19 protein-coding genes are annotated in these 21,303 nt (G+C 71.4%); 10 read left to right on the top strand and 9 right to left on the bottom strand.

What is annotated here, in order from left to right:
- The first annotated feature begins 53 nt into the window (after positions 1-53).
- Both CACI_RS06950 and CACI_RS06945 read left to right on the top strand, forming a co-directional pair.
- Complete coding sequence (locus CACI_RS06950) at positions 54-470, top strand: CBS domain-containing protein (RefSeq protein ID WP_012785612.1); 417 nt, start codon at positions 54-56, stop codon at positions 468-470.
- 80 nt (positions 471-550) lie between these two features.
- Complete coding sequence (locus CACI_RS06945) at positions 551-1,321, top strand: DedA family protein (RefSeq protein WP_012785611.1); 771 nt, start codon at positions 551-553, stop codon at positions 1,319-1,321.
- On the opposite strand, the gene CACI_RS06940 is transcribed toward CACI_RS06945, so the two are convergent.
- Positions 1,282-2,166 carry a DMT family protein gene (locus CACI_RS06940; protein ID WP_012785610.1) on the bottom strand — a complete coding sequence of 295 codons (885 nt, stop codon included), beginning with the start codon at positions 2,164-2,166 and terminating at the stop codon, positions 1,282-1,284. The genes CACI_RS06945 and CACI_RS06940 overlap by 40 nt on opposite strands.
- Before the next feature lie 380 nt (positions 2,167-2,546).
- On the opposite strand from CACI_RS06940, the gene CACI_RS06935 reads away from it, so the two are divergent.
- Positions 2,547-3,350 carry a maleylpyruvate isomerase family mycothiol-dependent enzyme gene (locus CACI_RS06935; protein ID WP_041541270.1) on the top strand — a complete coding sequence of 268 codons (804 nt, stop codon included), beginning with the start codon at positions 2,547-2,549 and terminating at the stop codon, positions 3,348-3,350.
- Positions 3,351-3,485: 135 nt separating this feature from the next.
- The gene (locus CACI_RS06930) at positions 3,486-5,210 is read left to right on the top strand and encodes a DUF885 domain-containing protein (RefSeq protein ID WP_049871974.1); all 1,725 of its coding nucleotides are present in this window, start codon (positions 3,486-3,488) and stop codon (positions 5,208-5,210) included.
- An 81-nt stretch (positions 5,211-5,291) separates the two neighbouring features.
- Here CACI_RS06930 and CACI_RS06925 read toward each other — a convergent pair whose 3' ends face one another.
- From CACI_RS06925 to CACI_RS06905, 5 genes are all read right to left on the bottom strand, one after another.
- On the bottom strand, positions 5,292-6,692 hold the full coding sequence (locus CACI_RS06925; protein WP_012785607.1) for a penicillin-binding transpeptidase domain-containing protein: 1,401 nt from the start codon (positions 6,690-6,692) through the stop codon (positions 5,292-5,294).
- Positions 6,689-7,249, bottom strand: a complete 561-nt coding sequence (locus tag CACI_RS06920) for a SigE family RNA polymerase sigma factor (protein ID WP_143765163.1) — start codon at positions 7,247-7,249, stop codon at positions 6,689-6,691. Before CACI_RS06920 ends, CACI_RS06925 begins: the two co-directional genes overlap by 4 nt.
- Before the next feature lie 101 nt (positions 7,250-7,350).
- Positions 7,351-8,088, bottom strand: a complete 738-nt coding sequence (locus CACI_RS06915) for a peptidylprolyl isomerase (RefSeq protein WP_012785605.1) — start codon at positions 8,086-8,088, stop codon at positions 7,351-7,353.
- Positions 8,089-8,181: 93 nt separating this feature from the next.
- Entirely contained in the window at positions 8,182-9,087 is a 906-nt protein-coding gene (locus CACI_RS06910) for an SDR family oxidoreductase (protein ID WP_012785604.1), read from the bottom strand.
- A 9-nt stretch (positions 9,088-9,096) separates the two neighbouring features.
- Complete coding sequence (locus tag CACI_RS06905) at positions 9,097-9,867, bottom strand: SDR family oxidoreductase (RefSeq protein WP_012785603.1); 771 nt, start codon at positions 9,865-9,867, stop codon at positions 9,097-9,099.
- Positions 9,868-9,952: 85 nt separating this feature from the next.
- Here CACI_RS06905 and CACI_RS52120 point away from each other — a divergent pair, with 85 nt between their 5' ends.
- On the top strand, positions 9,953-13,513 hold the full coding sequence (locus CACI_RS52120; RefSeq protein WP_012785602.1) for a BTAD domain-containing putative transcriptional regulator: 3,561 nt from the start codon (positions 9,953-9,955) through the stop codon (positions 13,511-13,513).
- Here the strand turns inward: CACI_RS52120 and CACI_RS06895 are convergent.
- The 3 genes from CACI_RS06895 to CACI_RS06885 form a co-directional block, all read right to left on the bottom strand.
- Complete coding sequence (locus tag CACI_RS06895) at positions 13,495-14,304, bottom strand: ABC transporter permease (protein WP_012785601.1); 810 nt, start codon at positions 14,302-14,304, stop codon at positions 13,495-13,497. The genes CACI_RS52120 and CACI_RS06895 overlap by 19 nt on opposite strands.
- 513 nt (positions 14,305-14,817) lie before the next feature.
- A complete protein-coding gene (locus CACI_RS06890) occupies positions 14,818-15,828 on the bottom strand; it encodes an ATP-binding cassette domain-containing protein (RefSeq protein WP_012785600.1) in 1,011 nt (336 codons plus the stop codon).
- A gap of 167 nt (positions 15,829-15,995) precedes the next feature.
- Complete coding sequence (locus CACI_RS06885; protein ID WP_012785599.1) at positions 15,996-17,138, bottom strand: hypothetical protein; 1,143 nt, start codon at positions 17,136-17,138, stop codon at positions 15,996-15,998.
- 186 nt (positions 17,139-17,324) lie between these two features.
- Between CACI_RS06885 and CACI_RS06880 the strand changes: the two genes are divergently transcribed.
- The 5 genes from CACI_RS06880 to CACI_RS06860 are packed head-to-tail and all read left to right on the top strand — an operon-like array spanning position 17,325 to position 21,301.
- Positions 17,325-18,083: an enoyl-CoA hydratase family protein gene (locus CACI_RS06880; protein WP_012785598.1), complete on the top strand. Its 759-nt coding sequence runs from the start codon at positions 17,325-17,327 to the stop codon at positions 18,081-18,083.
- A 2-nt stretch (positions 18,084-18,085) separates the two neighbouring features.
- Positions 18,086-18,871 (top strand): CoA transferase subunit A, encoded by a 786-nt coding sequence (locus tag CACI_RS06875; protein WP_012785597.1) that lies wholly within the window; start codon positions 18,086-18,088, stop codon positions 18,869-18,871.
- On the top strand, positions 18,868-19,626 hold the full coding sequence (locus tag CACI_RS06870) for a CoA-transferase subunit beta (protein WP_012785596.1): 759 nt from the start codon (positions 18,868-18,870) through the stop codon (positions 19,624-19,626). The genes CACI_RS06875 and CACI_RS06870 overlap by 4 nt, the downstream gene beginning before the upstream one ends.
- Before the next feature lie 6 nt (positions 19,627-19,632).
- Positions 19,633-20,703, top strand: a complete 1,071-nt coding sequence (locus CACI_RS06865) for an NAD(P)H-dependent flavin oxidoreductase (RefSeq protein ID WP_012785595.1) — start codon at positions 19,633-19,635, stop codon at positions 20,701-20,703.
- A 10-nt stretch (positions 20,704-20,713) separates the two neighbouring features.
- Entirely contained in the window at positions 20,714-21,301 is a 588-nt protein-coding gene (locus CACI_RS06860; protein WP_012785594.1) for a GNAT family N-acetyltransferase, read from the top strand.
- The last annotated feature ends 2 nt before the right edge of the window (positions 21,302-21,303 follow it).

Raw genomic sequence — 21,303 nt, 5'->3', positions numbered from 1 at the left:
CGCGCCTCCCCCGGCACGGCGCCCACCCCGAGGCGAATCATCAGGGAGCGACCATGTCTGCCTCGTCTGCCTCCACCCCGCCCGCCGACGTCCGTGACGCCATGTCCACCGAGATCCTCATGATCGGCCCACGCCACACCCTCCGGCAGGCGGCACACCGGATGACTCAGCGCGGCGTCGGCAGCGCCGTGGTGCACAACCCCGAGACCTCGGGGATCGGGATCATCACCGAACGGGACATCCTGCACGCCCTCGGCACCGGCCTGGACGCGGACACCGAGGCCGTCGAGTCACACCTGACCTCCGACGTCGTGTTCGCCACCCCGCGCTGGACCCTGGAGCAGGCCGCTGAGGCGATGACCCGCGGCGGCTTCCGGCACCTGATCGTGGTCGACGGCGACGAGGTCGTCGGCATGATCTCGGTGCGGGACATCGTGAGGGCGTGGACCAGGGTGCCGTCGCACGCCTGAGGCGTCCTCCTCAGGGATGACTGCCATCGGCGACCTTCGCACGTCCCGCCGGAATTGCCGAGCGCCTAAGCTTGACCGCCATGGGAGCGCTACTGACCTGGATCGCGGACACGCTGCAGAAACTGCCCGGCCCGGCCGCGCTGGCGCTGGTCTTCCTGCTGCCGGCCCTGGAGGCCTCGGTCTTCCTGGGCTTCCTGATCCCCGGGGAGATCGCCGTCGTGATCGGCGGCTTCCTGGCCTTCAGCGGGAAGGTCAACCTCGGCGTGGCGCTGGCCGCGGCGATCGCCGGCGCGGTGATCGGCGACAGCATCGGGTACGAGGTCGGCAAGAAGTGGGGCGACAGCCTGCTGACCCGGCTGCCCGAGCGGTTCGTCAAGCCCGAGCACATCGAGCAGGGCAAGCAGCTGATCAACCGGCTCGGCGGGAAGGCGGTGTTCACCGGACGGTTCGCGGCGGCGCTGCGCGCGCTGGTGCCCGGACTGTGCGGCGTGTCGCGCATCCCCTACCGCAAGTTCCTCTTCTGGAACGCGCTGGGCGGCATCGTTTGGGCGACCGGATTCACTCTTCTGGGCTATGCCGCCGGTAACGCCTGGCACAAGGTGGAGCACTACGCCTCGATCGTCAGCTGGGTGCTGCTCGGCCTGGTCGTGGTGGGTGCCGCGGCGCTGTTCGTGGTCAAACGGCGCAAAGGGGCGGCCGAAGCCGTCAAAGGAGAAGTCGAGGACGTCGTAGACGACGTCAAGCACGCGGTCGCCGCCGTCGGGGAGGCGCTCGACCGCGCGATCGACCACGAAGGGGAGCGGGCCGGCCGTCAGGCCGACGACTCCGCCGAGGCCGCGTCCGCGTCCTGACCGTCCGGCGAGTGCGGCGCCGCTTCCCCGAACCGGGACAGCGCGACCGCGCCGCCGACCGCGCACACGAAGCCGACCACGGCCACCGGCACGAACCCGTGCCGCGTGTGGTCGTGGAAGAGCGTGAAGCCCAGCAGCGCCGGCAGCCCGGTCTCGCCGACCACCAGCGTCGCGGTCGCCATCGTCACCGAGCCGCGTTGCAGCGCGGTGGTGAAGAACAGGAACCCGGTGATCGAGGCGACCACCCCGGCGTAGGCCGCGGGGTCGGTCAGCAGCGCCACCGGATGCAGGTCCGGCAGGATCCGCACACAGATCGCGAACGCGCCGAACAGCGAGCCGGCGAAGGCCGCGAGGACCACCGGGTTGCCGCCGAGCTTCCAGATCGCGAAGAAGGACCCGGCGATCAGCACCACGACCGCGATCAGCACGGCCCAGTGGACCCCGCGCCCGACGTGCACCGGCGGCTCGGCGCCGGCGGAGATCCCGACCAGGATCAGACCCAGCACCACCGCGGCGACCGCGATCCAGTCGTTGCGGCTCAGCTTGGCCTTCAGCAGCGGCACCGCCAGCAGCGCGGTCACCGCCAGCGAGCAGTTCATGATCGCCTGCACCGCGAACAGCGGCAGCTTCTCCAGCGCGATCAGGTCCGCGACCAGTCCCACGGTGTCCAGGCCCACGCCGGCCAGGAACGGCAGCTGGGACAGGGCCCTGATCAGCACGCGCGGGTCCACCCCGGCGCCGGCGGTGTCCTTGGTGCGGCCGGCGCCGATCGCCTGGAACACCGTCGCCGCGCCGTAGGCGAGCGCGCAGCCGACCGCCGCCACCAAGCCCCAAACCAGTCCCACGCGCGTGCCTCCCGATCGTCCGGAGCCGCCACCGCGGTCGGTGAGTCCCGGTTCTTTGGCCCGATTGTTACGCACCGGCCCGACCTCGCGGAAACCGCGGACCCGGTTTTTCAGGTCGGACCTGCGACGCAGGTGTGGACAGCGTCCGGGTGGGGAAGGTGGTCGGGAACCACGCGGACGCAAGAGACGATGATCACACCTCCGGGGGTGGCGGCCTGCCGCGCGGTGGTCCAGTGTTCCTCCTGGGCGCACCGGCGTCCACGACCAATTCCATATCCGTTCACCACCGATGACTCGTCCCCTCACGCCGTCGTCCTCCTCGCGCGCACCCTCGTCCGCGCGGCCGGCGGCGCCCGAGACCACCGATGGAAGGCAAGCCGATGATGAGCGAGACGGCCAACCCGCACCTCGTCCACACGGACCGATTCACTGCCGAGGCAGAGCGCGTGGCGACGCTGCTCGACGGCCTCGGCACCGACGACTGGACCCGTCCGGTCCCGACCTGCCCCGGCTGGACCGTGCGCAAGGTCGCCCGGCACATCGGCACGGCGCACCGCTGGGCGGCGGCGATCGTCCGCTCGCCGGGCAGCGAGGCGGTCAACCCGCGCAGCCTGGATCTGGGCTTCCCGGAGTCCAACGCCGGCTACAGCGACTGGATCCGGGCCGGCGCCGCGGAACTGGCGCACGCGGTCCGCGAGGCCGGCCCGGACAAGCCGGTCTGGTCCTGGGGTCCGGACCAGCACGCCCGCTTCTGGGCGCGCCGGATGCTGCACGAGACCACGATGCACGGCGCCGACATGATCATGGCGCTGGGCCGGACACCGGAGTTCGACCCGGCGGTCGCGGCCGACGGCATCGACGAGTTCCTGACCGTGCTGCCCTCGGCGGCCGCGTTCTCCCCGAAGATCAGGGCCCTGACCGGCGACGGCGAGACCCTGCACCTGCACGCCACCGACGCCGACCCGGCCTCCGCCGCCGGCGAGCGCGCCGAATGGCTGATCACCCTGGAGCCGAACGGCTTCCGCTGGCGCCGCGCGCACGCCAAGGGCGCGGCCGCCGTCCGCGGACCGGTCGGCGAGCTGTACCTGTTCCTGTGGCGCCGGCGCTCTCCGGGCGCCCAGGAGATCGAAGTACTGGGCGACCACGTACTGGTGGACCACTGGGTGACCAACGCCACCTTCTGAGCCGCACGCGGGGTGGGGCGCCCACCGGACGCTCTGGACCAGTGCTGGTCTCAGCACTGGTCCAGACCGGTGGCGAGGGTACGTCAAGGGGGATCGCCGCAGCCGCAAATGCTCTTGGAGCGCTACGGTCGCCCCATGACGACGGATGACTCCCAGAACCCGGTGGCGGCGGCGGTCGCCGAGGCAGTCGGCTGGTACCTGGACGCGAACCCGGTCTTGGCCACGGTCATGGGCTCGGACGATCCGGACCGCACGCGGACCCTCGGCGATCTGACGGCCGACGGCTACGAGCGCCGGGCTCGCGAGGCGGCGGCGCAGCTGGCGAAGCTGGACGCGCTGGCCGGCGGCGGGGGTTCGGGCGAGGGCTCCGCCGACTCCGACGCCGGCGACCGCGCGGACGGCACCGATGACCGCGCGGACGGCGCGTCGGCCGAAGCCGCGTTCCAGGACGGCATCGACCGCGACCTGGTCAGGGCGCAGCTGCGCCGGCAAGGGATCATGGCCGAGCGTCAGGTGTGGCGCCGCGATCCCGGCGACTACGTGACCACCGCGCTGTTCGGTCTCTACCTCCCGCTGGAGCAGAAGACGCGGCCGGAGGAGCGTTTGGCCGAGGAGACGCTGGCAAAGCTCAAGCAGGTCCCTGAGGTTCTGGCGGCGTGCCGGCAGAACCTGGACCCCGCCGTGGCGCCGAAGCTTCTCGTGGACCGCGCGCTGGGCCAGGCGCGCACCGGACGAGCGTTCTTGACCGGAGCGCTGCCGGCGATGCTGGCCGACGAAGGGCTGCGGGCCCAGGTCGCCGAGGCCGCCGAGCCGGCCGCCGCGGCGTTCGACGAGCTGGCGGCGCACCTGGCGGACTTCGCAGAGCGCTGCGAAGGCGACTGGCGGCTCGGCGAGCAGACGTACTCCCGGCTGCTGCAGGACGTCGAGATGCTCGGCTACGACACGGCGGAGCTGCACCGGCGCGGCCAGGCGGCGTACGACCGGCTGAACACCGAGATGCAGGAGCTGGCGGCGCGGATCCCCGGCGGGTCCCGGGACTGGCGCGCGACCATGGAGATGCTCTGCGAGGACATCCCGCCGACCGAGGAGGCGATGCTCGCCGAGTACACCGCCGAGACCGAGCGCGCCCGGCAGTTCACGAAGGACCACGACCTGGTGTCGTTCGCGCCGGGCGAGCAGTGCCTGGTGCAGCCGGGCCCGGAGTTCGTGCGCGCGGTGCTGTCGGTGGCGTCCTACAGCCGGCCGCCGGCGCTGACGTCGTCCCGGACCGGGGTGTTCAACGTGCCGTTCACCCCCGCGGGTTCGGCTCCGGAGGCGGTGCGAGGCCGGCTGAAGACCAACGCGCGGGTGTCGATGCCGACGATCGCCGTGCACGAGGCCTACCCCGGGCACCACTGGCACCTGTCGTGGGTCGCCGACCAGGGCCGGCCGGTGCGCAGCACGTTCACCACCCCGTACTTCACCGAGGGCTGGGCGATGTACATCGAGACCGCGATGCGCGAGCAGGGCTACTTCGCCGACCCGCGGCACGAGCTGGGACACCTGGACGCGCGCATCTTCCGCGCGGCGCGCATCGTGGTGGACACCGCGCTGCACACCGGCGAGATGGGCATCGAGGAGGCCGAGCGCTTCATGGCCTCGAAGGCCTCGCTGACCCCGGAGACCGCCAAGGGCGAGGTGAACCGCTACTGCGCGTGGCCGACCCAGGCGGCGTCGTACCTGACCGGATGCCTGGAGATCGAGGCGATCCGGGCGGAGTACGTGAAGCAGGGCAAGGGGACGCTGAAGCAGTTCCACGACACGATCGCCGGGTCCGGCGGGCTGCCGCTGGGGCTGGCTCGGCGGGTGGCGCTGCGCTGAGATCGCCGCACTGAGATCAGGACCCGGATCCGCCGGACGGCGCTCAGGCCGCCCGGCGGATCCCTCGCCCACACCCCGGGATCAGCCCTGGTTCCGCAGCGTCTGCACCATCCCCGCCCAGATCGGGCCCGCGAGGCGGCTGCCGACGTCGGGACCGTTGTGCCCGTCGGCGGAGAGCGGGAGCAGGGTCCCCTTCGCGTCGGTCTTGGACACCGCCACCGATATCACGTAGTGCGAGTCGGCGCCGTCGAACCAGGCCGCCTTCGCCCCGTCCATGGCTCCGGCCATGGCCCAGGTCCCGGCCTCGGCGCTGGTCCGAGGCTCGACCGCGGTCCCGGTGGTGCCGTCGGTCAGGGCCGAGTGCAGCACGTCGGTGACTCCCTGCGCGGCGCTCGGCGCCAGGACCTGCTCGCTCTTGGCGCTCGGCGTCCAGACCACCCGGCCGTCCTTGCCGAGCAGCTGACCGACCATCACCGGATCGTGCCGGACGCCGCCGTCGGCAAGGGTCGCGTAGACCGTCGCCATCGTCAGCGGGGTCGCCTCCGCCGTCCCCAGGATCAGCGCGGGCACCGGGACGAAGTCCTTCGTCCCACTCGGAATCCCCATCCGCGTGGCGAGATCGTAGACCTCGGCCGGTCCCAGGTCGGGCGCCAGCCCCAGCTGGGCGAAGGGCCCGTTGGCGCCGATCTCGGCAGCCTTGCGCAGCGTGACGTCGACGTCCTGGATGTGGACGGTGGGTGATTCCGGCGGCCAGTCGGCCTTTCCGTGCGCCCCCATGTACGTCATAGGCTGCTTCGCATTCGGAGGCCAGACCAGCGGGTGCGTCTGGGCGTCGAGCGGCACCGTCGAGTCGGGGGTGTAATGACCGGTGGTGAAAGCCGCCGCCAAGACGAGCGGCTTCATGGTGTCGGCGATCGGCAGCGGCCGGTTCCAGGTGCCGCCGAGAGCCAGCACCTCGCCGTTCCGCCAGTCGACGATCGCCACGCCGCTGTCGCCGGGTTCCACCTTCGTCGAGGCCACCGTCTGCAGGTTCTCGTCGAACGTCGTCACCACGGTGCGGCCGGACAGGCTGCCGTGGTAGTTCGCGCGCAGCCAGGCCAGCGCGGCATCCCGCAGCGGCCCGGCGGGGATCTCGGTGCGGCCGCCGGCGTACATGACCTCGGGTGTCAGCGTCCCCGCGCCGTGCGACGCCGGACCGATCGCGCGATGATGCGCGTCCGGCACCGTCGCCCACACCCCGATCCCGACCGCCGCCACCGCGAACGCCATGCTCGCGCCGCCGATCCGCATCCGGCGCCGGCGCCGCGCCGCGCCGATGCGCTGCCGCACGGCCGCGTACGGCGACGTGGCCGGCCGCACCGTCTCCGAGCGTTCGGCGAACATCGCCCGGAACTCGTTCTCCAGGTTGTGCTCCAGGTCGTTATCGAGGTCGTTCTCCAGATTGCCGCGGCCGGGGACGTTCTCGCGCTCGTCGGCACTCATCGCAAACTCCCCTCGGCCCGCAGTTCACCGCGCAGCTTCGTCAGCCCGCGGGCGATCTGGCTCTTCACGGTGCCGACCGCGCACCCCATCACCGCGGCGGTCTCGGCTTCGGTCAGGTCCTCGAAATACCGCAGGACGAAGACGGTGCGCATGCGCGGCGACATCGCGCAGACCGCGCGCCACAGCTCGTCGCGCACCGCGTACGCGTCCTGATGGTCGCCCGATTCGGCGGGCCGCTCCGGCGGCTCGGCCATCACGTGGACGACGTGCTTTCGGCGGCGCCAGGCCGAGATGTTGGCGTTGACCATCGCGCGGCGGACGTAGCCCTCCGGCGACTCGTACGCCTCGATCCGGTCCCAGTGCCGGTAGGTGCGCATCAGCGCGACCTGGACCAGGTCCTCGGCCGCGCCGTGGTCCGCGGTCAGCAGGTACGCGGTGCGCAGTAGGCGGCTCCAGGAACCCTCGACGAACTCCCGGAAGGATTCCTCCTGCGCTTCCTTCACCGCCGATCCCCCGCCTTGTGCTCGCAATCGCCGTTCGGCGACCGTCCCTTCCATGCCCGCCCCTGTCGGTCGGTGGTCAGTACACCACTGGACACACCGGCCGACGCCGGGACGGGTTACATCGGCTCGCGAGCTTTATCAGCCCTCGAGCTCCGTCAGCCCGCGGTGACCGAGACCGACTTCAGCTCGACCGGGACCGTCGGGCGGCCGGTGCCGTCCTGACCGGGGTTGCTGATGCCGCCGGAGGAGACGTGGACCAGGACACCCATGCCGTCGGTGATGGTGCCGAAGGGGGTGTAGTTCGGCGCGAGCTGGCTGTCGCCGAAGACCAGGAAGAACTGGCTGCCGTTGGTGTTCGGGCCGGCGTTGGCCATCGCGACGGTGCCGGCCGGGTAGGTGGCGCCGGAGAGGTTCTCGTCCTGGAAGGTGTAGCCGGGACCGTTGGAGCCGTCGGTGTCCTTCGGCGTGGCGCCGGCCGTCGGGTCGCCGCACTGCAGCATCTGCAGACCGGCGGAGGTGGACAGCCGGTGGCAGTAGCTGCCGTCGAAGAAGTGCTGCCCGGCCAGGAAGTTGAACGAGTTCACGGTGTGCGGCGCCTTGGCGGCGTCCATCGCGATGGTGATGTCGCCCTGCGAGGTGTGCAGCACCATCGTGTACTTCTTGCTCGCGTCGATGGTCATCGCCGGTTCCTTGGACCACTGCTTGCCGGCCGCGGTCCCTCCGGACGCCGCGCTCGAAGCCGTGCTCGTGCTCGACGGGGCACCCTGCGGCGCCGAGCCGCCGGTCGAACCCTTCGCGCTCCCGGACGAGCTGCACCCCGCCAGCGCCAGCGCGCCGGCCGCCGCCAGCACTGCCCATCGACCGTATCGACCGTGCCGCAATGACACCCGCATGCTCGCCGCTCCCGTCCAAATCGTCCGTTGTTCGTCCGAGACGCGAGGCTATCCCATGCGGACAGCGCGCCAGAGTGCTGAAGCAGCGGCCCTTTACGCGCCGTACACCGCTCCCGGCACTGGCGCCTGCTCGATCAGTCCGGCCACCACCGCGTCCAGCTCCGCGGGCTCCCAGCGCGCGCCCTTGTCGACGGTCGGGCCGTGCTGCCAGCCGTCGGCGACGCCGATCCGGCCGCCCTCGACCTCGAAGACTCGGCCGCTGACCGCCCGGGAGCGGTCCGAGCCGAGCCAGACCACCAGCGGGGAGACGTTCTCCGGCGCCATGGCGTCGAAGCCGGAGTCCGGCGCGGCCATCATGGAGCTGAACGGGCCCTCGGTCATGCGGGTGCGCGCCGCCGGGGCGATGGCGTTGACGGTGACGCCGTAGCGGCCGAGTTCGGCGGCGGCCTGGATGGTCAGCGCGGCGATGCCGGCCTTGGCGGCGGCGTAGTTGCCCTGGCCGACCGAGCCGAGAAGACCGGCGCCGGAGCTGGTGTTGACGACCCGGGCGTCGTTGAGGTTGCCGAACTTGTACTGGTCGCGCCAGTGCGCCCCGGCGTGCCGCAGGGTCAGGAAATGGCCCTTGAGGTGAACCCGGACCACGTCGTCCCAGTCCTGCTCCGAGAGGTTGACCAGCATCCGGTCGCGCAGGAAGCCGGCGTTGTTGACCAGGACGTCGAGCTGGCCGAAGGCGTCCAGGGCGGTCCGCACCAGGCCCGCCGCGCCGTCCCAGGTGGCGATGTCGTGGTGGTCGGCGACCGCCTCGCCGCCGGCCTTCGCGATCTCGGCGACGACCTCCTGCGCCGGGGCGTCGCTGCCGTCCCTCCCGTCGGGTCCGACCCCGAGGTCGTTGACCACGACCTTGGCGCCCTGCCGCGCGAACTCCAGGGCGTGCGCGCGCCCCAGACCGCGCCCGGCTCCGGTGACGACGGCCACGCGGCCTTCGCAGATCCCTGCCATGACTGCTCCTCACGGATGTTCGGCGTTGGCGGCGTCGAGAAACGCCGGGCGGGTCCCGCCGCCGTCGAGAAGTATCGCTGTCCCGGTGAGGTAGGAAGCGAACGGCGATGCCAGCAGGACACACAGATCGCCGACATCCTCCGGCTCGGCGAGCCGGCCCAGAGCGATGGTGCGGGCGACGGCGGCGAGGCCTGCCTCGTCGCCGTAGTGCAGGTGAGACTGTTCGGTACGCACCGGTCCGACGGTGATCGCGTTCACCCGGACGCGCGGCGCCCACTCGACCGCGAGCGTGCGCGTCAGATTCTCCAGCCCGGCTTTGGCGGCGCCGTACGCGGCCGTGCCGGGACTGGCTCGGCGGGCGCTCTCGCTGGAGATGTTGATGATGTGGCCGCCGCCCTCCTGGCGCTGCATGACTCGGTTCGCCTCCTGCGCGACCGTCAGTGGAGCCAGCAGATTGAGACCGACGATCGCCGCCGAGAAGCGCGGGCTCGCCTCGGCGGCCAGGGCATAGGGCGCGCCGCCGGCGTTGTTGACGACCAGGTCCAGGTGTCCGTGGTCGGCGACGACGCCCTCGACCAGGTCCCGCACCTGGTCGGCGTCGCGCACGTCGGCGGTGCGGTGCTCGGCGCCGTCCGGCAGCGGCGGGTCCGGGACGGTGCGTCCGCAGCTGACGACCAGCGCGCCCGCGGCGAGCAGCCGGCTGACGACGCCCCGCCCCACGCCCCGGGCGCCGCCGGTGACCAGGGCGACGCGGCCGGTGAGGTCGAGGGTGAGGGCCACGCCGGGAGCGTACCAAGCAAGTGTTAGGTTGGGAACCCGGCGCGCGCCGGCGCCCCAGCGGCGGCCCGCATGCCAGACTGGGACGGTGCCGCTGACCGTATCGATCCTGGGCCCGCTGGAGATCCGTGTCGACGGCGCGCCGGTGGCCCTCGGCGGCGCGCGTCTGCGGACCCTGATGTCCCGGCTCGCGCTGGACGCCGGGCGCGCGGTCACCGTCTCGGCGCTCGTCGACGCGCTGTGGGGCGACGAGCCTCCGGAAGGCGCCGCGAACGCGCTGCAGTCCCTGATCTCGCGTGTCCGCAAAGTCCTCGGCGATCCCGCGCTGCTCGCCTCCGCTCCCGGCGGATACCGGCTGGCGATCGCGCCGGAGTCGGTGGACGCGATGCGGTTCGAGTCGCTGTCGCGCTCGGGCCGTGAGGCGCTGCGGGCCGACGACCCCTCGGCGGCGCGCGCGACGCTGCGCGAGGCGCTGGCGCTGTGGCGGGGTCCGGCCCTGGCCGACGTCGCCGACGCGGCGTTCGCGGTGGCGCCGGCCGCACGGCTGGACGAGCTGCGGCTCGCCGCGCTGACCGACCGGCTCGACGCCGAGCTGCGGCTGGGACACGCCGCCGAGGCGCTGGCCGAACTCGAGGCGCTCGGCGCCGAACACCCGCTGCGCGAGAACATCGCCGCGCTGCATGTCAGAGCCCTGTACGCGGTGGGACGGCAGGCCGACGCGCTGGCCGTCTACGAACAAGTGCGGCGGGCCCTGGCCGACCAGCTCGGCATCGACCCGTCCAAGGACCTGGCCGAAGTCCATCTCGCGGTGCTGCGCAGCGACCCCGCCTTGGCGCCGCCTGCTCTGGAACACGCGCCGCGCACGAACCTCAAGTCCCGCCTGACCAGCTTCGTCGGGCGCGACGAGGAGGTGACCCGGATCGGCAAGATGCTGGACGCCTCCCGCCTGGTGACGCTCGTCGGCCCGGGCGGCGCGGGCAAGACCCGGCTGGCCGGCGAGGCGGCGCAGCGCGTCCTGGAACGCTTCCCTGACGGCGCCTGGCTCGCCGAACTCGCGCCGGTCACTGATCCCGGCGAGGTACCGCAGGCGGTGCTGTCGGCGCTGGGTCCGCGCGAAAGCCGGATGATGAGCAGCAACGGCTCGCCGGCCGCGGCCGCCGCCCTGCTGCGCAGCGCCGAGGGCCACCTGATCGAGACGCTGGCCGAGAAGCGGATCCTGCTCATCCTCGACAACTGCGAGCACCTGGTCGGCGCCGCCGCCGGGCTCGCCGAGACGCTGCTGGGCCACGCGCCGGGGCTGCGCGTCCTGGCCACCAGCCGTGAACCGCTGACCATCGACGGCGAGAGCCTGTTCCCGGTGCCGCCGCTGGGATTGCCGGACGCGGAGGACTTCGACGAGGCCGGTGCGCGGGCCCGCGAGTCGCGCCGGCTGGCGGCGATGGGCCGGGCGGACAGCCGGAGCCGGACTCCGGCGGACGGAAACGGGAGCGGGAGCGGGAACGGGAACGGGAACGGGAACGGGCTTGGGAACGGGATCGGCGGCGAGACCTGCGATCCGACGACCGGTGGCGGGACGTACAGCGTGACCGACGAAGCCGTGATCTGCGCACCGTCCGGCGGATCCGGAAGCCTCGCCTCGGCGGGCAGAAACCGAGCCCCAGCAAGCGAATCCGCGGACCCTTCTACCTACACCGTCGCCGACACCGTGCTGGCCTACCCCGCCGTCCGGCTGTTCGCCGACCGCGCCGCCGCTGTCGTGCCGGACTTCGCCGTCGACGCCGACACGCTCCCCGACGTGATCCGCATCTGCCGCAGCCTGGACGGACTGCCGCTGGCGATCGAACTCGCCGCCGCGCGCCTCCGAACCCTGCCGCTGCACCAGATCGCCAGCCGGCTCAGCGACCGGTTCCGGCTCCTGACCGGCGGCAGCCGCACTGCCATGCCGCGGCATCAGACGCTGCGCGCCGTCGTCGCGTGGAGCTGGGAGCTGCTCTCCGACGACGAGCGCGACCTCGCCGAGCGCCTGGCGGTCTTCCCCGGCGGCGTCACCGCCGCGGCCGCCGCCGCGGTGACCCCCGGCTTGGACGCCGATTCCGCCTTCGACCTGCTCTCCGCGCTCGTGGACAAGTCGCTGCTGCAGTCGGTGCCGACCGAGCCCGGTCAGGACCCGCGCTTCCGCATGCTGGAGACGCTGCGCGAGTACGGCGCCGACCGCTTGAGCGAGACCGGCCGGCTGGCCGTCACCAGGCGCGCGCACGCGGCGTTCTTTCTCGAACTCGCCGAGACCGCGGAGCCGCAGCTGCGGCGCTCGCAGCAGATGGCGTGGCTCAAGCGCCTCAACGCCGAGCGCGACAACATCTTGGCCGCACTGCGGTTCGCCGCCGCCGACGAGGACGCCGACACCGCGATCCGCCTGGCCGCCGCGATGTCCTGGTACTGGACGCTCGGCGACCAGAACCAGGAGGGCCGGTCCTGGACGCGGTTGGCGTTGCAGGTTCCGGGACCCTCGCCGAAGGAGGCGCGCGCGATCGTCTCGGTGATGGCGCGCATCACCTCGGTCATGGAGGACTACCTCTGGGAGGAGGTCCCTCGGATGACCCGCGAGATCGCCGCGGAGATCGCCGCCCTGGGCGAGATCGAGCATCCGCTGCTGGCGCTGGCGGCGGTCATCGCGCCGATGCTCAGCGACGACCGGGAGCAGCTGAACGCCGCGGTCGAGAAGTACGGCGTGCACCCGGATCCGTGGGTCGGCGCGATGCTGCACCTGATGCGCGGCATGTCCGCGGAGAACGCCGGGGTCCGCGCGCCGGTGCGTGCCGACCTGGAGCACGCTTCCGCCGTCTTCGAAGAGCTCGGCGACCGCTGGGGTCTGTCGGCCGCCCTGAACGGCCTGGCCTCGCTGGCCGTCACCGACGGCGACGACGAGACGGCCCTGCGGCTGCAATCCGAGGCGCTGGAACTGATCCAGGAGATCAACGCCTTCACCAGCGCCGCGCAGATCCAGATCGGCCGGGCCCAACTGCTCACCCGGCTCGGCCAGACCGACGCCGCCCGCGCGCTGCTGGAGGAGGTCCTGGAGTCGGCGCGGCGCTCGGGTTCGCAGATGAGCTGCTTCGTGGCGATGCTCGGGCTCAGCGAACACCACCGGCAATCCGGCGAAACCGACCGCGCCTGGCATTACTTGAACATGGCCAGTGTGGAGTTCATCGACAGCTGGAACGGACCGCCGCAGCTGCTGGCGTTCCGCGAGGCGAGCGTGGCGAACCTGTACCTGGACTCCGGCCAGACCGACGCCGCGCGCGCCGCGCTGGGCCGGGCCTTCTGCTTCGGCCTGATCGCCCGCGACATGCCCATCCAGGCGCGGATGGCGGGCGGCGCCGCACGCTACGCCCACGCCGTCGGCCAGACCGAGCTCGCGATGCGGCTGCTCGGCGCCTCCGAGAGCATGCTCGGCGCGGCCGACCACAGCGACACCGAACGCGTCGCGCTGGTGAAGAAGCTCGCCGGGCAGCCCGACTACGAGTCCTGCTATACGGCCGGAAAAAGCGCGACGCGCGACGAGAACCAAGCTCTCGTCGCGCACACGCTGGGTCTGCCGGAGGAGATCCTGACCGACCCGAAGAGCGGCATTCAGACCTTGCGGCCGTAGGCCCGCAGCGCCAGCGGCATGAAGACCGCGGTCAGCCCGACGATCCAGCCGAACGTCCACAGCATGTGGGTGGCGACCGGCCCGCCCAGGAACAGGCCGCGGGAGACGCCGGCCAGGTGCGTGATCGGGTTGACGTTGACGAAGGCCTGCATCCAGCCCGGCAGGGTGTTGGTCTGCACGAAGGTGTTGCTGCCGAAGCTCAGCGGCAGCACCAGCAGGATCATCATGCCCTGCACCGCGCCAGGGGTCCGGGCCAGCATCCCGAGGAACACCGACACCCAGCTCAGCGCCAAAGCGAAGGCCACGGAGACGAGCAGCGCCGCGCCGGCCTCCAGCGGGTTGGTGTGGATCCGGAAGCCCATCGCGTAGCCGACGGTCAGCGTGATGACGGCGACCAGCGCGTAGCGGACGAAGTCGGCGAGCACCGCGCCGACCAGCGGAGCCGACCTGGCGATCGGCAGTGATCGGAAGCGGTCGAACACACCCTTGGAGATATCGGTGTTCATGTTCACGCCGATGGCCGTGGCACTCATCGCAATCGTCTGCGCCAGGATGCCCGGCAACAGGTACTGCAAGTACACACTCTGAGATCCGGCGATCGCACCGCCGAAGACATAGGTGAACAGCAGCAGGAAGATCACCGGCTGGAGCGTCACGTCCAGGAGCGCCTCCGGCGTGCGCATGGTCTTGATCAGGCTGCGCTTGGCCAGCGCCGCACTGTGGCGGATGGTCTTGAACGGCTTGGGGGCGGCGGCGGTGGTTCCGGCGGCGACGACGGTGGCGGTGGTCATGGTGGGTCCCCTTTGAGAAGTCTTGTGTGGTGGTGCTTGCTGTGGCGATGGTGCTTGCTGCGGTGGCGGTGCTCGCTGCGGTGGTGCACTCGCTGCGCTGGTAGTGCTCGGTGCGGTGGCGGTACTCGCAGTGCTGGTAGTACTCGGTGCGGTGGCGGTACTCGCAGTGGCGGTAGCGCTCGCTGCGTTGGTGGCGCTCGCCGTGCTAGTGCGCGCTGTGCTGGTAGCGCTCGCTGTGGTGGCGGTGCCCGCTGCGCTGGTGCTCGCTGTGGTGGTACTCAGTGCCCTGGCGGTGCTCGCGGTGGCGCGCGCTGTGCTCGGTGCTCGGTGCTCGGTGTGCTTGGTGTGCTTGGTGCTTGGTGCTTGGTGCTCGGTGCGCTGGCGGCGATCGCTGTGGTGGCGCGCGCTGTGCTCGGTGCTCGGTGCTCGGTGCTCGGTGCTCGGTGGTGCGCGCTGTGCTGGCGGCGCTCGTTGCGGCTGCTGGCGCTCGCCGTGCCAGTGCCCTCGCAGGGCTCAGACGGCGACCGGGGTCGAGGCGTCGTCCAGTTCGGCCGGCTCCTTGGCGGCTCCGCCGGGCGCCTTGTCGTCTCCGGCGCGGCGGCCGACCAGGGAGAAGAACACCTCGTCCAGGCTCGGCAGGTGCAGCGACAGCTCGGTCACGCCGATGCCGGCGGCGGAGAGCCGGGCGACGACCTCGGTCAGTGCGGCGTCGTCCTTCACCGGGGCGGACACCACGCCGGTGCGCGGCGACTCGGCCTTGTTGCCGGACACCTGCTGGAGCAGCGCCGCGGCCTCGGCCAGGCGGGCCGGGTCCAGCGGCTGCACGGTCAGCGTCTGCCCGCCGACGACGCGCTTGAGGCCCAGCGGGGTGTCGTGGGCGATCACCCGGCCGTGGTCGATGACCGTCACCTCGTCGGCCAGGGCGTCGGCCTCCTCCAGGTACTGCGTGGTGAGCATGACCGTCGAGCCCTCGCCGACCAGCCGGCGCACCACGCCCCACATGTCCTCGCGCTTGGCGGGGTCCAGGCCGGTGGTGGGCTCGTCCAGGAAGATCACTGAAGGCCGGCCGACCAGTGAGGCGGCCAGGTCCAGGCGCCGGCGCATGCCGCCGGAGTAAGTCTTGGCGGGGCGCTTGGCTGCGTCGGTGAGGTCGAACCACTCCAGCAGCTCGGCGGCACGGGCCCGGGCGTCGCGCTTGGACAGGTCCAGCAGCCGGCCGATCAGCTCCATGTTCTCCATGCCGGTCAGGTCCTCGTCGACCGAGGCGTACTGGCCCGTCAGCCCGATCGTGGCGCGGACCTTCTCGGCTTCCTTGGCCACGTCGTAGCCGCCGATGCGGGCGTGCCCGGCGTCGGCCTTGATCAGCGTGGCCAGGATCCGCACGCTGGTGGTCTTGCCGGCGCCGTTCGGGCCCAGAACCGCGTGCACGGTGCCCTGCTTGGCGAACAGGTCGACGCCCTGGAGCGCCTTGGTCTCGCCGAATGCCTTCTGCAGGCCCTCGGCCTCGATCGCGTAGGAGGTCATCGCCCCGTCCCCTCTGTGTCGTCTGTACTCGTCTTCGCTGACGAGTAGAAGCATCAGGGATGCCGCTGATAGCTCGCGCACATGGCGCTGACAGCGGCTGACAGCCGCCGACGCGGGTCCGTCAGCGGCTGTCAGGAGGGGTTGAAGCGCAGGTCAGCGCTGTTGTTTTAGGAGACGCTGTCAATCCGCGCAGACATCGCGGTCAGCTGATCGTTGCCCTGCCGGAGGGCGTCGAACGCCGCCGAGGTCGCATCGGGGTTGCCGCTGACGCCCTGCAGCGCCTGAGTCGCGGCGTTGGCGAAGGAGCTGACAGCGGACGCCCACGCGTGCGAGCCCTCCGCATCCGGCATCGGCGGCACGGCGGCGATGGTCGGATACCCCAGGCACAACGTGTTCGCCGCACTCGCCACCGCGTCAGCGTGCCCGAGGTTGAGCGCGCTCTCCAGCGTGGCAGCGTCGGCACGCAGCTTCTGCGCAGCGGCGGCAGCCTGCGACGACCACGTACCGATAGCGGCGGCCGTACCGGTCTCGCTGGTCACCGGCACGGAGATCGCCGTGGCGGTCCGGCACGAGGCGATCGCCGCGGTGAACACCCCTGAGCTGACCGACCCGCTGGTCCCGAACGTGAGGTGGGCTGGGAGCTCGATCTCGGGCGCCGAGCCGTTGTTCTGCGCACTGATCCCGCCGACCACGGCACCGTCCTGCGAGTACGCCGCGGTCCACGGCGCCGCGCCGTTTCCGTTGCCGGACCGGTTGGTGAGCAGGCGCGCGGCATAGACGACACCGCCAGCCAGCAGCAGCGCGCCGATCAAAGTACCGGCGACGACCCGCTTGGTCGGGTAGTTGATGGCGGGATCACGCTGGTAGCCGGGATTCGGCTCGGCACTCCACGACTGCTCGGACCCGGACCGCGGAGCTTCGCCGACGCTGACGGCATACCGCGCGGCACCCTCGCCAGCCTCATGGAACTCGCGGCGAGCCGAGGTCTGGCGCGCGGAAGGCGATGCGGGGGCGGATGCAGAGGCGGCGGCAGCGGTCGAGACGGTGGCACCGCCAGAAGTGGTGGCGGCAGCAGGGTGCGCGGGATCGGCAGCGCCGGAAGTGGTCGTGATATCAGGGTGCACGGGATCGGGAGCGCCAGGGTCGGAGGCGGCAGGCTGCACCGGATCCTGGCCCGAGGTCGTGGCAGCAGGCTGCGCGGGCCCAGTGGCGCCCGGCGCCGAGGTGCCGGCCGACTCCGCGGCACCGGCGGCCGCCGCGTCCCGCGCAGAGTCCTCGTTCGGCTGGTTGCGCTGGTCGTCCTGGGACATCGTGCGCGCTCCGATCGGTCGCGGTGCTGGTTCCGTGCTGGTTCCGTGCAAGTTCCCTACAAGGGCCACTGTCCGTCACGGGCGCGTTTCCCGCCGCTCTGGTCACCCCTCCGAGCGACGGCTAGGATCGGTCCCAAGCAAATGCTAGGTTGCTCTGCCCGCATCCCACCGACCCGGGAGGCCGCCTTGGCCGTCACCAGTACCAGCGAGCCCGGTGCGGCGCATCGCGGCGTCGTCACCGTCAGCGTGGACCAGCCGCCGGTGAACGCGCTGCCGGTGGCCGGCTGGTTCGCGCTCGCCGACGCGCTGCGGGCCGCGGGTCAGGATCCTGAGACACGGGTGGTCATCCTGCGTGCCGAGGGCCGCGGATTCAATGCCGGGGTGGACATCAAGGAGATGCAGAACACCGCCGGGTTCGACGCGCTGCTCGGCGCCAACGCCGGCTGCGCCGCCGCGTTCGCCGCCGTCTACGACTGCCCGGTGCCGGTGATCGCGGAGGTCGCAGGGTTCTGCGTCGGCGGCGGGATCGGCCTGGTGGGCAACGCCGACAGCATCATCGCCAGCGACGACGCCTACTTCGGGCTGCCCGAGGTCGACCGCGGCGCACTCGGCGCGGCGACGCATCTCGGGCGCCTCGTCCCGCAGCACTATTTGCGGACCATGTACTACACGGCGCGCACCGTCTCGGCGCAGCGGCTGCTGGAGTTCGGCTCGGTCTGGGACGTCGTCCCGCGCGAGAAGCTGCACGCGCGCACCCTGGAACTCGCCGCCGAGATCGCCGCCAAACACCCGGCGGTGATCCGCGCCGCCAAGGCCGCGCTGAACGGGATCGACCCCGTCGACGTGAAGCGCTCCTACCGCTTTGAGCAGGGCTTCACCTTCGAGATCAACCTGGCCGGGGTCGCCGACGAGGAACGGGACAAGTTCGTGGAAGGCGGGGTCTGAGCATGCGCGACAAGCGGATGAGCATCGAGGACGTGGTCGCCGAACTGCGCGACGGCATGACCGTCGGCATCGGCGGCTGGGGATCGCGGCGCAAGCCGATGGCGTTGGTGAGCGCGATCGCCAAGTCCAGCCTGAAAGACCTGACCGTCGTGTCCTACGGCGGCCCGGACGTCGGCATGCTCTGCGCGACCGGCAAGGTCCGCAAAGCGGTGTACGGCTTCGTGTCCCTGGACTCGATCCCCCTGGACCCGCACTTCCGCAAAGCCCGCCAGGAAGGCGAGATCGAGGTATCAGAGTTCGACGAAGGCGCGCTGCAGTGGGGTCTGTACGCCGCCGCGCTGCGCCTGCCGTTCCTGCCCACCCGCGCAGGTCTGGGCACCGACGTCATGCGCAACAACCGCGACCTGCGCACCGTCGACTCGCCCTACGACGACGGCGAGAAACTGTTGGCCATGCCGGCGATCCACCTCGACGCCGCCCTGGTCCACCTGAACCGCGCCGACATGTTCGGCAACACCCAGTATCTGGGCCCTGACATCTACTTCGACGACCTCTACTGCCTGGCCGCCGAGAAGCGTTACGTCTCCTGCGAACGCGTCGTCGACACCGCCGAACTCCTGGCCGCCGGACCGCCGCAATCGTTGAAGATCAACCGGATGATGGTCGACGGAGTGGTCGAGATCCCCGGTGGCGCCGGATTCACCAGCTGTGTCCCGGACTACGGCCGCGACGAGGTGGCGCAGAAGGCATACGCGGCCGGTGAGATCTTCGTGGAGGCAAGCCGATGAGCGACGTGACCCGCGCCGAAGTCTGCGTCGCCGCCTGCGCCGAAGCCTGGCGCGGCGACGGCGAGATCATCGCCTCGCCGATGGGCCTGATCCCGGCGCTCGGCGCCCGACTGGCCAAGCTGACCTTCGCCCCCGGACTCATGCTCTCCGACGGCGACGCGAACTACCTGACCGACCCCACCGGCGCCGCCTCGCACGTCGAGGCGCACATCCCCTACCGCCAGCTGTTCGACGTCGTCTGGCACGGCTCGCGCCACGTCATGATGGGCGCCAGCCAACTGGACAAGTTCGGCAACCAGAACATCTCCGCCATCGGCACGGACTTCACGCGCCCCAAGGCGCAGCTGATCGGCGTCCGCGGCGCGCCGGGCAACACCGTCAACCACCCGACGAGCTACTGGATCGCCAACCACTCCCCCAAGGTGTTCGTGGAGAAGGTGGACACCGTCTCAGGGCTCGGATACGACCGCGCGCGCGGCGTCGGATACGCGGCGCGCTTCCACGAGATCCGCCGCATCGTGACGAACCTGGCGGTGTTCGACTTCCAGACCAAGGACCACCGCATGCGCCTGCGGTCGATCCATCCCGGCGTCTCGGTCGACGACGTGGTGGCGGCGACCGGCTTCGTCCTGGTCGGCACCGACAACCCGGACACCACCCCGGAGCCGGACGCCGAGGCGCTGCGGCTGATCCGCGAGGTCCTGGACCCGAAGACCACCCGCGAGCGCGAAGTCCCGTCCGCCGGAAGGGGATGACCGCGCATGCTGGAGCAGCGGATCCGCACCCGGTGGACGGAGATCGTGGGCGTCCGGCACCCGATCGTGCAGACCGGCATGGGCTGGGTCGCCGGTCCGCACCTGGTGACCGCGACCGCCCGCGCCGGAGCGTTGGGGATCCTGGCGTCGGCGACCATGTCCTACGACGAGCTGGCCGCGGCGATCCGTGAAGTGAAGGAGCGTACTGATGCTCCCTTCGGTGTAAATCTGAGGGCTGATGCCGCCGACGCCGCCGAACGCGTCGATCTGCTCATCAAGGAAGGGGTGCGGGTCGCCTCCTTCGCGCTGGCGCCGAAGCGGGAGCTGATCGCGAAGCTGAAGGACGCCGGGACCGTGGTCGTGCCGTCGATCGGCGCGAAGCGGCACGCCGAGAAGGTCGCGGCGTGGGGCGTGGACGCGGTGGTGGTGCAGGGCGGCGAGGGCGGCGGGCACACCGGCGGCGTCGCGACCAGCCTGCTGCTGCCGCAGATCACCGCCGCCGTGGACATCCCGGTCCTGGCCGCCGGCGGCTTCTTCGACGGACGCGGACTCGCGGCGGCATTGGCCTACGGCGCCGACGGCATCGCGATGGGGACGCGGTTCCTGCTGACCTCCGACTCGCGCGTTCCCGAGGCGGTGAAGGCGTTGTATCTGGCGGCGGACGTGAACGGGACCATCGCGACGCCGAAGATCGACGGCGTCCCGCACCGCGTGCTGCGCACCGGGCTCGTGGAGCAGATCGAGCGCTCCGGAACGGCGAGTTCGCTGCTGCGCTCGGCCCGCAACGGCTTGGCGTTCAAGAAGATGACCGGCATGTCGCTGCGCGCGATGGCCAAGGACGGCTTGGCGATGCGCAAGCATCACGGCTTGCGCCTGGGACAGGTCGTGATGGCGGCGAACACGCCGATGCTGCTGAAAGCCGGGCTGGTACAGGGGAATCCGGCGGCCGGGGTGCTGTCCGCCGGTCAGGTCGTCGGCCTGATCGAGGATCTGCCGAGCTGCGAGGACCTCGTCGACCGGATCATCGCCGAGGCGGTGGCTGCTTTGTCGGGGGCATCGGCGACTGTAGTGGGCTAACTTGGCGGCTATGACTTACGACACCCCTGCGACCACGGTCCGCCTCCGTCCGATCACGCTGGAGGACTGTGCCATCGAGGAGGCCAACGCGCCGACCCCCGAGACCGAGCCCTACAGCTACTACGGCTTCATCAACCCGGGCCGCGCCCGCAAGGCTGTCGAGTCGGGCGAATCCTTCCCCAAGTTCGGCGAGCTGAACGGCCGGCTGTCGGTGGAAGCCGACGGCGAGTACATCGGCAACGTGAGCTGGCACCCGGTCCACTACGGGCCGGTCACGGCGCCGGCGCTCAACTTCGGGATCAGCCTGATCCCCTCCGGCCGCGGCAAGGGCCACGGGAGCGAGGCGCAGCGCCAGCTGATCGAGTACCTGTTCGACACCACGACGGTGAACCGCGTCGAGGCCTCGACCGACGTGGAGAACCTGGCCGAGCAGCGCGCGCTGGAGAAGGCCGGCCTGGTGCGCGAGGGCGTCTGCCGCGGCTGCCACTTCCGCGCCGGGGAGTACCGCGACATGGTCGTGTTCGCGACCGTGCGCGCCGACTTCTACGCCGCGCGCAAGACCGTCACCAGCAAAGTCCGCACCGGCTTCACCGCCTGAGG

Origin of the sequence: Catenulispora acidiphila DSM 44928 (assembly GCF_000024025.1) — a bacterium.
Taxonomy (GTDB): domain Bacteria; phylum Actinomycetota; class Actinomycetes; order Streptomycetales; family Catenulisporaceae; genus Catenulispora; species Catenulispora acidiphila.
The sequence above is the reverse complement of the archived record's forward strand: the minus strand, read 5'-3'. Positions and strand labels throughout refer to the sequence as shown.

What these genes read in the sequence shown, in the direction of transcription:
- CACI_RS06950 (WP_012785612.1), top strand. Translation starts at nt 54, where the DNA reads ATGTCTGCCTCGTCTGCCTCCACCCCGCCCGCCGACGTCCGTGACGCC.
- CACI_RS06945 (WP_012785611.1), top strand. Translation starts at nt 551, where the DNA reads ATGGGAGCGCTACTGACCTGGATCGCGGACACGCTGCAGAAACTGCCC.
- CACI_RS06935 (WP_041541270.1), top strand. Translation starts at nt 2,547, where the DNA reads ATGATGAGCGAGACGGCCAACCCGCACCTCGTCCACACGGACCGATTC.
- CACI_RS06930 (WP_049871974.1), top strand. Translation starts at nt 3,486, where the DNA reads ATGACGACGGATGACTCCCAGAACCCGGTGGCGGCGGCGGTCGCCGAG.
- CACI_RS06925 (WP_012785607.1), bottom strand. Translation starts at nt 6,692, where the DNA reads ATGAGTGCCGACGAGCGCGAGAACGTCCCCGGCCGCGGCAATCTGGAG.
- CACI_RS06920 (WP_143765163.1), bottom strand. Translation starts at nt 7,249, where the DNA reads ATGGAAGGGACGGTCGCCGAACGGCGATTGCGAGCACAAGGCGGGGGA.
- CACI_RS06915 (WP_012785605.1), bottom strand. Translation starts at nt 8,088, where the DNA reads ATGCGGGTGTCATTGCGGCACGGTCGATACGGTCGATGGGCAGTGCTG.
- CACI_RS06910 (WP_012785604.1), bottom strand. Translation starts at nt 9,087, where the DNA reads ATGGCAGGGATCTGCGAAGGCCGCGTGGCCGTCGTCACCGGAGCCGGG.
- CACI_RS06895 (WP_012785601.1), bottom strand. Translation starts at nt 14,304, where the DNA reads ATGACCACCGCCACCGTCGTCGCCGCCGGAACCACCGCCGCCGCCCCC.
- CACI_RS06890 (WP_012785600.1), bottom strand. Translation starts at nt 15,828, where the DNA reads ATGACCTCCTACGCGATCGAGGCCGAGGGCCTGCAGAAGGCATTCGGC.
- CACI_RS06885 (WP_012785599.1), bottom strand. Translation starts at nt 17,138, where the DNA reads ATGTCCCAGGACGACCAGCGCAACCAGCCGAACGAGGACTCTGCGCGG.
- CACI_RS06875 (WP_012785597.1), top strand. Translation starts at nt 18,086, where the DNA reads ATGCGCGACAAGCGGATGAGCATCGAGGACGTGGTCGCCGAACTGCGC.
- CACI_RS06870 (WP_012785596.1), top strand. Translation starts at nt 18,868, where the DNA reads ATGAGCGACGTGACCCGCGCCGAAGTCTGCGTCGCCGCCTGCGCCGAA.
- CACI_RS06865 (WP_012785595.1), top strand. Translation starts at nt 19,633, where the DNA reads ATGCTGGAGCAGCGGATCCGCACCCGGTGGACGGAGATCGTGGGCGTC.
- CACI_RS06860 (WP_012785594.1), top strand. Translation starts at nt 20,714, where the DNA reads ATGACTTACGACACCCCTGCGACCACGGTCCGCCTCCGTCCGATCACG.